General features: G+C 64.6%; 14 protein-coding genes. 7 read left to right on the top strand and 7 right to left on the bottom strand.

Going from position 1 to position 15,366, the window contains the following annotated elements; genetic code table 11:
* Nucleotides 1-7: 7 nt before the first annotated feature.
* Nucleotides 8-937: a LysR family transcriptional regulator gene (locus QTI68_RS36895; RefSeq protein WP_286529189.1), complete on the top strand. Its 930-nt coding sequence runs from the start codon at nucleotides 8-10 to the stop codon at nucleotides 935-937.
* Nucleotides 938-976: 39 nt separating this feature from the next.
* Here QTI68_RS36895 and dctA read toward each other — a convergent pair whose 3' ends face one another.
* From dctA to QTI68_RS36870, 5 genes are all read right to left on the bottom strand, one after another.
* Entirely contained in the window at nucleotides 977-2,311 is a 1,335-nt protein-coding gene (gene dctA / locus QTI68_RS36890; RefSeq protein WP_286529188.1) for a C4-dicarboxylate transporter DctA, read from the bottom strand.
* An 81-nt stretch (nucleotides 2,312-2,392) separates the two neighbouring features.
* Entirely contained in the window at nucleotides 2,393-3,739 is a 1,347-nt protein-coding gene (pcaB, locus tag QTI68_RS36885) for a 3-carboxy-cis,cis-muconate cycloisomerase (RefSeq protein WP_286529187.1), read from the bottom strand.
* 40 nt (nucleotides 3,740-3,779) lie between these two features.
* Nucleotides 3,780-4,610, bottom strand: a complete 831-nt coding sequence (locus QTI68_RS36880) for an HpcH/HpaI aldolase/citrate lyase family protein (protein WP_286529186.1) — start codon at nucleotides 4,608-4,610, stop codon at nucleotides 3,780-3,782.
* A 10-nt stretch (nucleotides 4,611-4,620) separates the two neighbouring features.
* Nucleotides 4,621-5,811 (bottom strand): CaiB/BaiF CoA transferase family protein, encoded by a 1,191-nt coding sequence (locus QTI68_RS36875; protein ID WP_286529185.1) that lies wholly within the window; start codon nucleotides 5,809-5,811, stop codon nucleotides 4,621-4,623.
* Nucleotides 5,812-5,843: 32 nt separating this feature from the next.
* The gene (locus QTI68_RS36870; RefSeq protein WP_286529184.1) at nucleotides 5,844-6,704 is read right to left on the bottom strand and encodes an HTD2 family dehydratase; all 861 of its coding nucleotides are present in this window, start codon (nucleotides 6,702-6,704) and stop codon (nucleotides 5,844-5,846) included.
* 311 nt (nucleotides 6,705-7,015) lie between these two features.
* On the opposite strand from QTI68_RS36870, the gene QTI68_RS36865 reads away from it, so the two are divergent.
* On the top strand, nucleotides 7,016-7,819 hold the full coding sequence (locus QTI68_RS36865) for a universal stress protein (protein WP_286529183.1): 804 nt from the start codon (nucleotides 7,016-7,018) through the stop codon (nucleotides 7,817-7,819).
* A gap of 63 nt (nucleotides 7,820-7,882) precedes the next feature.
* On the opposite strand, the gene QTI68_RS36860 is transcribed toward QTI68_RS36865, so the two are convergent.
* Nucleotides 7,883-9,337 (bottom strand): MltF family protein, encoded by a 1,455-nt coding sequence (locus tag QTI68_RS36860; RefSeq protein ID WP_286529182.1) that lies wholly within the window; start codon nucleotides 9,335-9,337, stop codon nucleotides 7,883-7,885.
* 259 nt (nucleotides 9,338-9,596) lie between these two features.
* The gene (locus QTI68_RS36855; protein ID WP_286529181.1) at nucleotides 9,597-10,499 is read right to left on the bottom strand and encodes a LysR family transcriptional regulator; all 903 of its coding nucleotides are present in this window, start codon (nucleotides 10,497-10,499) and stop codon (nucleotides 9,597-9,599) included.
* Between the two features lie 135 nt (nucleotides 10,500-10,634).
* On the opposite strand from QTI68_RS36855, the gene QTI68_RS36850 reads away from it, so the two are divergent.
* The 5 genes from QTI68_RS36850 to QTI68_RS36830 all read left to right on the top strand — a co-directional run bounded on the left by QTI68_RS36850 (nucleotide 10,635) and on the right by QTI68_RS36830 (nucleotide 15,314).
* Nucleotides 10,635-11,324 (top strand): RraA family protein, encoded by a 690-nt coding sequence (locus tag QTI68_RS36850; RefSeq protein ID WP_286529180.1) that lies wholly within the window; start codon nucleotides 10,635-10,637, stop codon nucleotides 11,322-11,324.
* Entirely contained in the window at nucleotides 11,324-12,319 is a 996-nt protein-coding gene (locus QTI68_RS36845; RefSeq protein ID WP_286529179.1) for a phosphoglycerate dehydrogenase, read from the top strand. Before QTI68_RS36850 ends, QTI68_RS36845 begins: the two co-directional genes overlap by 1 nt.
* Nucleotides 12,320-12,392: 73 nt before the next feature.
* Nucleotides 12,393-13,376, top strand: coding sequence for a Bug family tripartite tricarboxylate transporter substrate binding protein (locus QTI68_RS36840; RefSeq protein ID WP_286529264.1), 984 nt, complete (start codon nucleotides 12,393-12,395; stop codon nucleotides 13,374-13,376).
* A 31-nt stretch (nucleotides 13,377-13,407) separates the two neighbouring features.
* Nucleotides 13,408-14,376, top strand: coding sequence for a tripartite tricarboxylate transporter substrate-binding protein (locus QTI68_RS36835; RefSeq protein ID WP_286529178.1), 969 nt, complete (start codon nucleotides 13,408-13,410; stop codon nucleotides 14,374-14,376).
* Between the two features lie 17 nt (nucleotides 14,377-14,393).
* Nucleotides 14,394-15,314, top strand: coding sequence for an SMP-30/gluconolactonase/LRE family protein (locus QTI68_RS36830; protein ID WP_286529177.1), 921 nt, complete (start codon nucleotides 14,394-14,396; stop codon nucleotides 15,312-15,314).
* The last annotated feature ends 52 nt before the right edge of the window (nucleotides 15,315-15,366 follow it).

The following is a 15,366-nucleotide window of genomic DNA, read 5'->3' as shown; positions in this document are numbered from 1 at the left end:
ATGCGGCATGGCCATCAACTTCAATCTCAACGATCTGCAGGCGTTCCGGGCGGTGGCCGAGCTCAACAGCTTCCGCAAGGCGGCCGAGGCGCTGCATGTATCGCAGCCGGCCTTCAGCCGGCGTATCGAAAAGCTCGAGGAGGCGTTGGGCGTGCGACTGCTCGACCGCACCACCCGGCGTGTGAGCCTGACCTCGGTCGGGCGCGACTTCGATCGCAAAGTGCAGCAACTTCTGGACGACCTCGACCACACGCTTTTGGGAATCCGGGGTGTGGCGGCCACGCGCATGGGCGAAGTGACCATTGCTTGCGTGCCTTCGACCGTCTACTACTTTCTGTCGCAGGTGATCTCGCGCTACCACGAGCGCTACCCGAAGATCCGGGTCAAGGTGTTCGACGCCAGCGCCAACGAGGTGTTGTCGGCGGTGTCGCGCGGCGAGGCGGACTTCGGGCTCAACTTCGTCGGCGGCAAGGAGCCGGACATCGAATTCAAGCCCTTGCTGGAAGAACGTTTCGTCGCGGCTTGCAGGCGTGACCATCCACTGGCCAAGAAGCGCCGCGTGAGCTGGACCGAACTGGCGCAGTACGACTACATCTCGGTCAGCAAGGCGTCGGGCAACCGCTTGCTGCTGGACCAGGCGCTTTCGGGCCTGCCTGGCCGTCCGCAGAGCATCTACGAGACCCAGCACGTCACCACGATGCTCGGCCTGGTGGAGGCGGGCCTCGGCGTGGCTGCGGTGCCTTCGATCGCCATGCCGGACGCGGACCATCCGTTGCTTGTGAGCGTTCCGCTTTACGACCCGGTGATCACCCGCAAGATCGGCCTCATCCGGCGCAAAGGCCGGACCTTGTCGCCGGCGGCACAGCAGCTCTACGCCTTTTTCTCCGAGATGAAGGCAAAGCGCGGCAAGCCGGAAGGCCGCCGCGCGGTAAGCTGAGTATCTCGAGGCCGGGCGTGCTCGGGCTGACCCTCGGGCTCAGTGCGCCGGTCCGACCTGGCCAAGCGGCAGATGCAATTCTCCGGTTCCCTCTTCGAGATCGTGCTCGGTGTTGGCATAGTTCGCGGCCAACTCGCGCCGCAGCACATCTCGATCGCAAGCGTTTTCCCAGATCGAGACCACGATGCAGCACACGGCATTGCTGATGGTGCTGGTGAGCGCGCGCGCCTCGGACATGAATCGATCAATACCCACGATGAGCGCCACGCCGGCAACCGGCAGTTCGGGCATGACGGTGAGCGTGGCGACCAGGGCGACGAAGCCGCTGCCGGTGACCCCGGCTGCGCCCTTGGAGGTCAGCAGCATGATGCCTAGCATCGAGGCGATCTGGAGCCACGACAGGTGGATGTCACAGGCCTGGGCGATGAACATCGACGCCAGCGTGAGGTAGATGGCCGTCCCGTCGAGATTGAACGAATAGCCCGTCGGCAGCACCAGCCCGACCACGCCTTTCTTGCAACCGAGGCGCTCCAGCTTGAGCAACAGGCGGGGCAGCACAGGTTCACTCGACGAGGTGCCGAGCACCACGAGCAGTTCTTCCTTGATGTAGCGCATCAGCTGCCACAGCTTGAACCCGTGCAGACGCGACAGCACGCCGAGAACCACGACGACAAAGAAGATGCAGGCCACATAGAAGGTCCCGATCAGCAGCCCGAGTGATCCGATCGACTTGATGCCGTAGCGCCCGACGGTGAAGGCCATCGCGCCGAAAGCACCGATGGGCGCCAGCCGCATGATGATGCTGAAGGCCGCGAAAAGCATGTGCGAGAAGCCGTCGATGCCGTCGAGCACCGGCTTGGCCGCCGTGCCGATGCGTGTCAGGCCGAAGCCGCACAACACGGCGAGCAGCAGCACCGGCAGTACCTCGCCGTCGGCGAACGCACCAAAGAAGGCGTTGGGGATGATGTGAAGCACGAAGTCGGTAAAGCCATGGATGTGAATCTCGTTCGCGAACCGCGTCGCCACCGAGGCGTCCAGGTTCTTCGGATCGATGTGCATGCCGACGCCCGGTTGCATCACGAACACGGTGACGAGGCCCGTGATCAACGCAAGGATCGTCAGCGCGTAGAACAGGCCCATCGCCTTCAGCAGCGTCTTGCCGATTTCCTTCGAATCACCCAGCGAGGTGATGCCGGTGACGATGGTGCAGAACACTACTGGGGCGATCATCATCTTGACCAGCTTGACGAAGCCGTCGCCGAGCGGCTTGAGGCTGGCGCCGAAGTCCGGCCAATAGTGGCCTACGGTGATGCCGAGGATCAGGCCGATCAGGACCTGGACGTAGAGGAGCTTCAAGAGCTTGCGGATGTTCACGACGTTGTCTCCGGTTTGAGAGGCGCACAAATGCGTACCGGTCTGCGCCGGTTCGGTCGGAAGCGTTGGACGAAAACGGTCTCAGCCGCGTGCGCTGAGCACGCGATCGACCATGACGCCGGCTTGGCCGAGGTTGTTTGCCGGGTCGCACATCGCATCGAGTTGGGCTCGCGTGACGTGCTTGTTGATCTCCGGGTGGGCGACCAGGATCTCGACCAGCGGTCGGTTGTCGGCCAGTGCCTGGCGGCACAGGTCATAGACCAGGTCGTGGGCGTATTCACGGCCAATGTACGGGCCCAAACCCATCATCACGGCCTCGGACATCACGAGCCCGTTGGTGATGTCGATGTTGGCGCGCATGCGGGTGGCGTCGACCTCCAGGCCCTTGAGAATGAACTTGGTCTGCTTCAGCGCGCCTGACATCAGGCAGAAGATCTCCGGCAGCGACACCCACTCGATTTCCCACGGCCCGGTCGAGCGCTCGTGGTCAGCCACCATTGCATCCATCAGTGCAGCCACATGCTGGCGCGCGACCGAGATGTTGGCGTGGATATAGAGGCAAGAGATCGGGTTGCGCTTTTGCGGCATGGTCGACGACGAACCTCGACCCGGCGCGAATGGCTCGAAGACCTCGGCCACTTCGGTCTGCATCATCAGCTTGACGTCCATCGCGATCTTGCCGAGCGAGCCGCCGACCAGCCCGAGGAAGGCACCGACCTCCGCGATGGTGTCGCGCACGGTGTGCCAAGAGATCAACGGCTGGGCCAGCCCAAGCTCCTTCATCAGGCCGGCCTGGGTTTCCATGGCGCCCTTCTCGAGCGAGGACAAGGTGCCCGACGCACCGCCGAACTCGCCCATCAGGACGCGTGGCTTGAGCTGCTGCAGGCGCTCACGGTGACGATCGATGCCGGCCAGAATGCTCGCCATCTTGTAGCCGAAGGTGATCGGCGTCGCCTGCTGGAGATTGGAGCGCCCGATGACAGGGGTGTCGCGGTACTTCCTTGCCAGGGCGGCGAGCGCAGCTCCGATCTCGTCGAGATCTTGCTCGATCAGTGCGAGGCCTTCGCGCATCTGGAGCACGGCGGCCGTGTCGGTGATGTCCTGCGTGGTGGCACCCCAGTGGCAATACTCACCGAGCTTGTCCCGGCAGTTCGCATTGATCTGGTTGACCACGGCAATGATGGGATAGCCGATCTGCTCGGTCTTGGCCTTCAGCTTGGCCCAGTCGATCTGCGACAGGTTGCAGTTGCGGACGATCTCGTCCGCCGCTTCCTTCGGGATGATGCCGAGTTCGCCCTGGACCTTCGCGAGGGCACGCTCGATGTCCAGGTACTTCGCGGTGCGGTTCTCGTCGGACCAGACGTCGCGCATGCGCGAGTCGCTGAACATGTCACCGAAGATGCGCGAGTCGATGATGGTGGAGGCCATGATGTGTTGTCTCTTTCTGCTGTTGAGGTTGTCAAGGGGGTCAGTTGCGGGCCAGTGCCAGCGTGCGTTGTGCCTGCAGGACGACGGGCCGGTCGACCATGCGTCCGTCGAGCCGGGCGGCGCCGGGCGACGCGGCATCGGCAACCAGGACGCGCCGGGCCCAATCCAGTGCCTCCGCACTGGGACGCAGCGCCGCGTGGATCGGCTGTACCTGGCGTGGGTGAATGCACAGCTTGGCGCCGAAGCCAAGCCTGCGCGCATCGGCAAGATCCGACAGCAGCCGCGCCTGGTCGTCGAGTTGCGGTGTGACGCCTGCTACCGGTGCCGGCAGGCTGGCCAGGCGCGAAGCGATCGCGATGCGGCTGGCTGCGTAGCCGAGACCGGAGCCGTCCGTCGAGATGTCCATGTCGAGATCGAGGGCGAAATCGAGAGTGCCGAACACCAGACGCTGCGCGCCGGCGGCGGCGATGCGGTCGACTTCAGACACACCGCGTGCGCTTTCGATGAGCGCCAGGATGCCCGCATGGGGCAACGCCGCCTGGGTCTCGGCGATCTGCGCGGCCGACTCGGCCTTGGGCAAGAGCACGCCGATCCCATGCGCGTCGCCCAAGGCCGCAAGGTCTGCGGCAAACCAGGACGAGTTGGCGTCATTGATACGCACGACGATGCGCGATCGGCCCGCGGGCGTTGCGCGTTGCAGCCATGTCGCGACAACGCTGCGTGCAGTGGCCTTGTCGTCGGCAGCCACCGCGTCCTCGAGGTCGAGAACGACTTTGTCGGCACCGCTGGCCAGCGCCTTGTCGAAACGTTCCGGGCGCGTTCCCGGCACGAAGAGGTAGGTGCGCGCGGGAGGCAGCAGTTCGGCGGGCATGACGGCGACCTCAGACGGCTTTGGATGTGTGCAGTCCGGCGATTTCGGACGCGCTGTAGCCAAGCTCGGCCAGGATCGCGTCCGTGTGTTCGCCAAGTGCGGGCACCGGGTCCATGCGGGGGCCGGTATCCCAGGTGCCGGGCGGCAGCATGGCGGGCACCGGCCCCATGGCCGTCCCCACCTCGGTCCAGCGCCCACGTGCCTGGAGCTGCGGATGCGCCCAGACTTCCTTCATGGTGTTGACTTGCGCATTGGCAATCTGCGCGAGCTCGAGTCGCCCGACCACCTGCCTGCCGGTCAGCGGCCGGAAGGCGTCCACGATGATCTGGCGCAGTGCGACCCGCTCCGCCACGCGCTTGAAGTTGGCAGTGAACCGGGGGTCCTTCGCGAGATCGGGCTGCTCCAGCACCTTGTCGCAGAAGCTGACCCATTCGCGCTCGTTCTGCAGGCCCAGCATCACGGTGGAGCCGTCGCCGGCAGGGAACGGACCGTACGGGTAGATCGTCGCGTGGCTGGCGCCGGTGCGCGGCGGCGGCGCGGCTCCCTCGAAGGCGTAGTAGAGCGGGTAGCTGGTCCACTCGGCCAGCGACTCCAGCATCGAGATGTCGATGCGTTGCCCCTTGCCTGTCTGGCCGCGCTGCAACAGTGCCGCGAGGATGCTGCTGTACGCGTACATGCCGGCGGCGATGTCCGCGATCGAGGGGCCCGCCTTGCAGGGCTCTTCGGGCGTGCCAGTGACTGAGACGAAGCCGGCCTCGCTTTGGATCAACAGGTCGTAGGCCTTCTTGTCGCGGTACGGACCAGGATTGTGCGGGTCGTCCCCGTAGCCGGAAATGTCGCAAACAATCAAGCCTGGCTTGGCGCCGGAGAGCTTGTCATAGCCCAGGCCGAGGCGCGCTGCGGCGCCCGGTGCCAGGTTCTGCACGACGACGTCGGCCTTCTCCATCACCAACCGTTCGAGCACCTGGTCTGCATCGGGGTGTTTCACATCGAGCGTGAGGCTTTCCTTGGAACGGTTGGTCCAGACGAAGTGCGACGCCAGACCGCGAACGCGTTCGTCGTAGCCGCGGGCGAAGTCGCCCGACCCTGGGCGCTCGATCTTGATGACGCGGGCGCCGAGGTCGGCCAACTGGCGAGTGGCGAAGGGCGCGGCAATCGCGTGCTCCAGCGTGACGACGGTGATGCCCTTGAGTGGCTGCATGAGTTTGTCTCTCTTGATGTTGTGGCGGTGGGTCAGCGCAGCACTGCGGTGGCGTCCATCGTCAGCCAGCCCTCGTGGTCCGAGGCCCAGAGACGGATCGTCTTGCCATCGGCCTGCGGCTGGCCGCTGACATGGAAAGCGTTCAGGTCGAAAGTCGGTCGAACGGCCTTGAAGCGAAAGCTCGCCACGTCGGCGTCCGGCAACTGGCGGCGCAGGATGTCCATCAGCAGTGTCGCGATCAGCGGGCCGTGCACGATCAGGCCGGGATAGCCTTCGACCTGCGTCACGTACTGGCGGTCGTAGTGGATGCGGTGGCCGTTGAAGGTGAGCGCCGAGTAGCGGAACAGCAGCACGTCGTCCGGCACGATCTGGCGGCGCCATGCGGCCTCGGCTGGTGCGGCTTGGGGTGGTGGCACGACATCGTGCGGGCCCTGTGCTTCGCGGTAGACGATGTCGTGGAACTCGACCAGCGCCGGCTCGACCGCCTCGTTGCAGCGCACTTCGTGACGCACCTTCACGAATACGAGCTTGCCGGTGCGGCCTTCCTTCGTTGTGACGTCGTCGATGGTCGAGGTGCGCGCAACACGGTCGCCCACGCGGATCGGGGAGCGGAACTCGAACTGGCTGCCGGCCCACATGCGTCGAGGCAGGGGTACCGGCGGAAGGAAGCCGCCGCGCTTGGCATGGCCGTCGGCGCCGATTTCGCTCTGCCGATGCATCGGCAGGAAGTACAGCCAATGCCAAAGTGGGGGAAGCGTGGTGCCAGCAATGACCGGCGTCGCAGGATGGTCCAGAGTCGCGGTCAGTGCGATGACGGGGGTTGGGTTGATGGTGTCTTCGATTCTCTCGCTGCGTCCGACCCACGATTGCAGCTGATCCTTCTGTGCGTCCAATGTCGTCTCCTTTGCTGACTGCACCAAGCGGCAGCAGTTCTGGGGAGCAAGTGTGCGACGCAGGCTACGTTAGCGGAATTGCAATGTTTGGTCCTATTGATGCACCCAGCGCAATAAACGGCTTGCCCCCGAGTGAACCAGGAGCTCGGAAATCGCTTGATACTCGGGACGAGATCGGCGCCGAATGGCCGCTGTCATGGGCGACCGCAAAAGACGGGTGTTGGCCTCAGGCCCCCAATCCGCAGGATTCGGCCTATGATTTTCGCCCGCACGATCCCCATCCAAGATCCCCCAACCCGGAAGTGCCGACTATGTACACGCGAATCCTGGTTCCCGTCGATGGCTCCACGTTTTCCGAACAATTGATCGGCCCGGCAGCCGTGGTCGCCAAGGCCACCGGCGCCGAACTCGCCCTCCTTCGCGTCGTCGGGAATGCCGAGGACTACGAGGCGGCGAGGCTATATGTCGAGAGGCTCGCGGCGGGCGCCGGTGCGAAGGCGGTCTGCACGAGCGCCAGCGCGGGGGTCGCAGCGGCGATCCGCGAAGAAGCGCAACAGGTGCCGGCCACGCTGTTGGCGATTTGCACACACGCCCGCGGCGGTGCGATGCAGGCGATCCTCGGTAGCGTCGCGCTTGAAGTGCTGCGCGGCTTGGGCGCGCCGCTGGTCGTTTTCCGGCCCGACCCGACGGGCCCGGCCGCTCCGTCGAAGATCGGCCGCGTCGTCCTGCCGCTCGACGGCAGCGATGTTTCCGAGGCCATCGTGCCCCAGGCGGCAGCCCTGGCAAAGTGGCTCGGCGCCAGGGTGATCGTTGTCTCGGCGATCGAGCCGTCGATGCAGCGCGATCCCAACGTCCCGTCGGGCGATGTCCAGGAATCGGGCTACGTCAACGGGCGCGCCCGCGACATCGCCGAACGCTACGGGGTGGAGGTCGGCTGGGAAGTGTTGCACGGCGACCCGAAGAAGGTGATTCCACATTTCGTTCGCGGGCTCGGCGACGCGATGCTGGCGATGACGACGCACGGCCGGACTGGCTTACAGCGTGTCGTCACTGGCAGTGTGACCGCTCAATGCCTTCGCGACGCCGGCGTGCTGGTATTCACGCGCCTGCCCTGACGGGCGGGGCCCGACCGGCCGTTCGAACGTCCCCATCCACGCCCCAACGTCGGCGCGGAGCGTTCACTTCTTCGCCGGTGCCACATGATGCCTCAGCGTGTCGCGTTGCTGCTGCGCCTCGACCGACAGCTTGTACGAGACGTAGTACTTGTATATGTTCCGCACGTAGGTCGTCGTCTCGATGCCGATCCTCTCGGCGGTGACGGGCTCGACGTGGTTGAACCATCTGTCCGGATCGAGCCCGCGCCTGGCCGCCTCGGCGCGCATCTTCGCGATGTTGCCCGGCCCGGCGTTGTAGCTTGCGAAGGCGAACAGCGTGCGGTTGCCTTCGCTGAAGTTCGCGTCATTGAAGTAGCGCGTCATCAGGTGGTCCATGTACTTCGTGCCGGCATGGATATTGGGCTCGAGCTGGCGGATGTCGCCCACCCGCATGCCCTTGCCGGTGGCGGGCATGATCTGCATCACGCCGATTGCGCCGACATGGCTCTTGCGGTTCTGGTCGAGCGTCGACTCCTGGTAGCCCTGTGCGGCCAGCATCAGCGGGTCGAAGCCGTAGATCTGACCGTACTTCTCGAACAGCGAGATCGTCTGATCGAAGCGTTGCTGGTCGGCGCTGGCACTGGCGTTGTGCATCGCCCTGATGTTCTTCAGGTACTGCTTCATCCGGTACGGAATCACGCCCGACTTCTTCGCCCAGTCGGTGTAGAAGCGCTTCAGCACCGCCTCGAGTTGCGGGCTGTTCTTGCGGATCGCCCAGCCCACCGGCGTCGCCTCGCGCAGCACGATGTCCCTGTGCACCTCGAGCCTGGACAGGGGCTGCGCCCACATCCTCGCCTTCCAGCTGTCGACGACCATCGCGCCGATCAACCCGGCGTTCGCCATCTCAAGCATGTCCTCGTCCTCGAGCGCATCGGGCACCAGCAGAAGCGTCGCCGGCGCCTTGCCGGCCGCGCGCAGGCGCTCGTTCAGCGCGACCAGGCTCGCGTGGTAGCTCGACGATTCACGTACGTGCACGTCCTGGCCCGACAGGTCGTCGAGGGCGGCGATCGTCGGTCCGGTGGACCCGGTGACGAGGATTTCGACGTTCGTCCAGTTCGGGTCAGGCGCGACGAAGTCGACGAGCTGCCTACGCTCGTCGGTGACGCTCAGGTTGCCGAGCGCTATGTCGCCCAGCCCCGCAGCCAGGCTCGAGAGCAGCATGTCACGGGTGGTCGGAATGATGTAGACGGTGAGCGGCCGCTTGCCGAGCTGCCTGGTGTAGGTCTTGTTGACCCAGCGCTCGAAGTCGCGCACCAGCTCGGCTGAGAGCCCGCGTTCGCGCCCCTTGTCGACGAAATACAGCGAACGGCTCAGCGGTACGTCGACGCGGATCAAGCGGCGCGCAAGCATCGCATCGAAGTCGCCGGACCACGGCTTGCTCGCGACGTTCAGCCGGCGCGGCGCCGCGAGAAGCCTGGTCGCACCCGCCGTGCTCGCCGTCGCCGCCGCGAGTCCGCTGCCGCAGACAGCCATCAGCATCAGCCCTGCCGCGAGACGCGCCGCATGAAGCATCGCCAGCCGCCGCGAACCTTCAGTCGCCTGACATCGAACCATTGGTCGTGCCTCCGGAGCAACTACTGTCGCGAGTATGCGCCGGAATACTGGCTCTCGCGAGCGACGCCTTCTTGTGACGATCTCCATCAAGTTGAGGGCGACCATTTTTGATCCGCCATTGGCGGAATTGAATATGCGCCACCGCCCAGTGAAAGATTCCGACCGGCTGCGATCAGCTCTCGGTTCACGTCAGTGAAGATAGGCCGAAATCGCACACTTCCTGGGCCAGGTGGCCGACGGCCTCCGCCAAGGTGCCCGCGGACTCCTTGCGGTAGACAGCGAAGTAGTTGACCAGCGGCAACGCGGGTGAACTCCTGAGCTTCACCAATTTGCCCTGCCGTACGTGCTCGCGATAGTAGAGCGTCGGCAGTTGGCTGATGCCAAGGCCCGCCATCGTCAGCTCGCCGAGGGTGGAGAAGCTGTTCGTCATGACCGTGCGCCGCGCCACGAATCCGTGTTGCTGAAACCAGCTGTTGTACAACTGCGTGATGCCCGACTCCGCAGCCTTGCTCAGCATGGGATAGGCGGAGAGTTCCTCGGCACTCAAGACCTTGCGTGGAACGCCCAGAGCCGGACTGGCCATCCAGCTGCATTCCAGGCTTTTGAGCGGGATGGCCTCGAATTGCTTGCCCCACAGGGGGCCCGGGATCAGCGCAAGATCGATCAAGCCTCGCGACAAACGCTCGAACAGGGTGCCACCGAGGTCGACGTCAAGCTCGATGTCCACCGCTGGGTATTCATCCTTGATTCGTCGGACAAGGGAGCGCAGCCACGTCTGACCGATGAGCTCGGTCGCACCAAAGCGCAGCACCCCATGAAAGGTGGCGGGCGCGCCCATGCCCGAAATCATTCTTTCGTTCAGCGTGAGCATCTCCTCCGCCGATCGCGCGAGCATGTTCCCCTTTTGGGTGGGTTTGGCCCTGCGCTTGGTCCGGTCGAACAGTTCGGCGCCGAAGATGCCTTCCAGCTCGGCGATGCGCTTGGAGACGGCGGATTGAGTGGTGTGCAAGCGGATCGCTGCGGCCTGGAAGCTGCCCAGCTTGAGCGTCCAGTGGAAGGCTTCCAACTGCTTGAGGGTGGGGTTCATGCGATGGGGCTACTCCAGGGAGCATCAAGAATAAATCTCCTGTTGCAACCGGTATTTTTATCGCTTTTCGAAATGATCGCAAATTTCTAGACTTCAGCCATCGAGACAAGCGTTCAAACGCAAAGGTGATGAAGAATGAGCCAAGAGCTGCCCGCCATCCGCAGAGACATCGAACGCGTATCGCCGGAACTGATTGCCAAGGCCGCCACATTCGCCGCCTCCATCCTGGCGGACGTCGCCGGACGCCGGGGCACGATGAACGGACGCATCCAGGGCGTCGACCGGAGGATGAAGATCGCTGGCCCGGCGTTCACCGTCGAGGTTCGTCCCGGTGACAACCTCATGATGCATGCGGCCCTGGCGCAAGCGCAGCCAGGCGACGTCATCGTGGTCGACGGCAAGGCCGACCTGACCTGTGCGTTGACCGGCTTCCTCATGGTCAGCCAAGCCAAGGCGGCGGGGCTTGGCGGCTTCGTGATCGACGCCGCCGTGCGAGACACCGAAGAGATCAGCGAGAGCGGCTTCCCGGTCTTCGCTGCGGGAGCCAACCCGAACGGCCCGACCAAGGGCCTCGGCGGGCGTGTCAACTGGCCGGTCTGCGTCGGCGGCACGAGCGTCAACCCGGGCGACCTCATCATCGGCGACGCCGATGGCGTGGTGGTCATTCCCAAGGAAACCGCGGCACTGACCATCGCCGCCGCGCAGGCCAAGCTGGATTTCGAGCAAGGCTTCCTGGCATCGCTCGCGAGCGGCGAAGTCAAGAACGGCTGGGTGTCGGAGTCGCTGCGCAGCGTCGGCATGCTCGCCGATGGAGAGGCACTTTGATGGCTTCGAAAGACGTCCTGGTCACGGCCCGTTTCTTCGATGACGACGCCAAACAGTTGTTGCGCGATCACGGACTGCGCGTGGTCACCGCCGACGTGCCCTACGACGGCGTCGACTCCGTCATTTCGCCTGCCATGCACGTGGCCCTCGAAAGTGCAGTGGCCTGGGTGATCGGCATCGCGCCCGTGACTCGCGAACTGTTGGATCGGTACCCGCGAATGGTGGCGCTTGCGCGACGCGGCGTGGGCTACGACACCATCGACGTGGACGCCGTTCGCAGCGCCCGAAGGCTGCTGACGAACACGCCGGGTGGCAACGAGCCATCGGTCGCGGACCATGCCATCGGCCTCATGCTGGGCGTAGCAAAACGCCTGGTCGAATCGCATGAGCGCGCCAGGGCTGGCAATTGGACCGTGCTCGTGGGCACCGAGCTGTACGGAAAAACGGTGGGACTTGTCGGTCTCGGCCGGATCGCGCGCCAGATCGTCAAGCGCTTGAAAGGGTTCGATGTTCGTGTGCTCGCCTTCGACGTGACGCGCGATGGCGCCTATGCTGCAGAGGCCGGCGTCGAGTACGTCACTCTGGAAGAACTGCTGACCCGAAGCGACATCGTGAGCCTGCATGCACCGCTGACCGCGCAGACCCGCCATTTGCTCGACGAGCCGGCGATCACCCGCATGAAGCGGGGCGCCATCGTCATCAACACCGCGCGCGGCGAACTGATCGACGACGCTGCCTTGCTGTCCGCGCTGCAGAGTGGACAGCTCGGCGGTGCGGGGCTGGACGTCGTCGGATCGGAACGAGACCCGGCGCTGCTGCCGATCACCGAGAAGCTGCTGTCATTGCCGAATGTGCTGTGTACGCCGCACGCTGCCGGCTCGAGCCGCGAGGGCCTCGCCCGATCGAACCTGCTTGCGGCGCAGTGCGTCATCGCGGCCATCGAGGGTCGCGCTGTTCCAGCGCAATGCATCGTTGCCGACGGCCGAAGTCACTGACCGCCCTGCGACAACGGGGATGCCGCGGCTTCCCTGTCATCACATCAAGGAATCATTGGAGACCCCTTTGTCCATCACACGCGCAAAACTCATCCGCTCGACGCTGCCGGCGCTGGCCGTTGCGATCAGTGCTTACGCTCTGCCTGCCTTCGCGCAAGGCGATGCCTGGCCCAGCAAGGCCATCACCTGGGTGGCAGTCACTGCACCCGGAGGAAACTCCGATGTCCTGGCGCGGGTGATCGGGCAGCCGCTCGGCAGCGCGCTCAAGGTGCCGGTCGTCGTGGAAAACAAGCCCGGCGCCTCCGGCGCGATCGCGGGGTCCTTCGTCGCGAAGGCGGCGCCGGACGGCTATACGCTGCTTGGAGGCAGCATCGCCTCGCATGCGATCGCGCCCTTGATCAGCAAGAACATTCCATACGACGTGCTGAAGGACTTTGCCCCGGTCACGATGATCGGCGCGAACTACAACGTGCTGGTCGTGCCTGTCAACAGTCCGTTCAAGACCGTTGCGGACGTTATTGCAGCCGCGAAGGCTGCCCCTGGAACGCTGTCGTTCGGATCACCGGGCATCGGCGGCACGCAGCATATGTCGGGCGAACTGTTCCAGGCCCGCGCGAACGTCAAGCTCATTCACAGCCCCAACGTGCGCGGCTCGGCGCTGACGGACGTGATGGCCGGCCACGTCAACATGATGTTCGAGGGACCGGCGGTCTTCGCGCAGATCCAGGGCGGCAAGCTGCGCGCCCTGGCCGTCACCTCCAGGAAGCGCCTGCCACAACTGCCCGATGTCCCGACCATGGAAGAGGCCGGTGTACCGAACTTCGAGGTGCTGGCCTGGCATGGCGTGTTCGCGCCGGCCGGTACCCCCAAACCCGTACTCCAGCGCCTGCAGAAAGAGATCGCCGCGATCTTGAAGACTCCCGAAGTGCAGCAACGGCTCGAGCAGTTGGGCATGACTCCCTCGGGCACTACCCCTGACGAATTCGCCGCGTTTCAGAAAGCCGAGGTTCAGAAGTGGTCCGCTGTGGTGCAGGCAGCTGGAATCAAGGCGGAGTAGTCCGGCCTTTTCAATAATTGGAGACAACGCAATGATTCAACGACGTGAGCTTCTGAGGGCCACTGCGGGCATCGCAGTTCTTTCTGCCAGTGCGCGTGTCCTTGCACAGACGGATGCGACACGCATCATCGTGGGCTTCGCGCCCGGCACCGCGACCGATGCGCTCTCTCGCATGCTCTCCGAGAAGCTGCGCGGCGGCTACGCGACGACGCTGGTGGTCGAGAACCGCATCGGGGCCAGTGGCCAAATCGCCGTGATGGCCTTGAAGGGCGCGCGTCCGGATGGCTCGGTCATGCTGATCTGCCCGATGTCGATCCTTTCGGTCAATCCGCACACCTTCAACAAGGTGGCCTACGACCCCTTCAAGGATCTGCAGCCGGTGGGGAACTGCGTCACCGCGGACTTTGCGTTGGCGGTGGGCCCTGCGGTACCGCACGAGATCACCTCGGTGCAGCAGTTCATGGCCTGGTGCAAGGCCAATCCCGACAAGGCCAGCTTTGCGACGGGCGCGACCGGTTCCAAGCTTCATTTCGCCGGCATCAAGCTGGGCATGGAGGCAGGGGTCAAGATGACCCACGTGGGCTACGCCAATGGAAGCAACGCGGTGACGGATCTGATCGGCGGGTCCGTGCCGGCGTACGTCGGCGTGGTGCCCACCGTCACGCCCTTCGCGAACCGGCTGCGAGTCCTGGCCACGATGGGGTCGGCGCGCAGCAAGTTCCTGCCGCAGGCCCCGACGCTGAAGGAGTCCGGCTACAACGTCGTGATCAACGAGAACTTCGGTCTTTATCTTCCGGCCAATGCCAGTGCGGAGCAGGTCGAGAAGCTGCGGGTGGCGATGACGGCGGCGTTGAAGAGTCCGGAAGCCCAGACCCTCTTTGCTACCCTCGGGATGGAAGCCGCGCCATCCGATCCGGCAGAGCTGCAGGCGCGGCTGCGCCGCGAGTTCGACGAATGGGGCTCGTTCGTCAAGCAGATCGGCTTCAAGCAGGACACCTGATCGCGAGACCGCACGGAATGATCTTCAACCTCCCTGAAACCATCGACGCATCGCTCTTCACGACGCTTCCCGCACACTTCAGGGTTGCGGAGACCAGCACGTGGAGCCTTGCCAACATGGGGGGGCGGGCGATCGACTCCTTCCTCGAGGGGCCGAGCTTCGATCGCAATGGCCAGCTGCATGTGGTCGACATTCCGAACGGGAGAATCTTCAGGATCTCGGAAGACGGGGGCTGGGAGCTCTTCGCACAGTACGACGGCTGGCCGAACGGGCTCAAGATCCACCGTGACGGGGACTTCTATGTGGCCGACTACCGTCGTGGAATCGTGCGGATCGACCCGACCACACGAGAGCCGGAGTTCCTGCTCGAAACGCGAGACTCCGAAGGATTCAAGGGCTGCAACGACCTGTTCTTCACCTCCGACGGGGCGCTCTACTTCACCGACCAAGGGCAGACCGGCCTGCACGATCCGACGGGCCGGGTCTTCCGGATGGACGCGGAGGGCCGGCTGGCGATGCTGGTGGCCACGGTCCCGAGCCCCAATGGCATCGTTGCCAATCTGGCCCAGGATCAGATCTTCGTCGCGGCGACACGAGGGAACGCAATCTGGCGACTGCCCCTCTTGAAGGAGGGCCAAGTCAGCAAGGTCGGGCTGTTCATCCAGTTGAGCGGGGGCATTGCCGGTCCGGATGGTCTTGCCCTCGACGCCGAAGGCGGCGTGCTGGTCTGCCAGGTCGGCCTCGGCGTGCTGCGCTATGACGCGCTGGGCCTGCTGACCCATGTGGTCCGCTCTCCCGCCGGAGTGCTGTGGACGAACCTCGCCTTCGGGACCGGGGACCACCATCGGCTCTTCCTGGTCGACTCGGTGGGCGCGAACATCCACACTGCCACTATGCCGGTACCTGGCACTGTGCTTTTCTCGCATTTGCTCACTTGAAATCGAGGCGTCGCGACACCTCCCGTGATCCCGAGCGCATGACCGCTATGCT

Source organism: Variovorax sp. J31P207 (assembly GCF_030316965.1).
In the GTDB taxonomy this organism is placed as follows: Bacteria; Pseudomonadota; Gammaproteobacteria; order Burkholderiales; family Burkholderiaceae_C; genus Variovorax; species Variovorax ginsengisoli_B.
The sequence above is the reverse complement of the archived record's forward strand: the minus strand, read 5'-3'. Positions and strand labels throughout refer to the sequence as shown.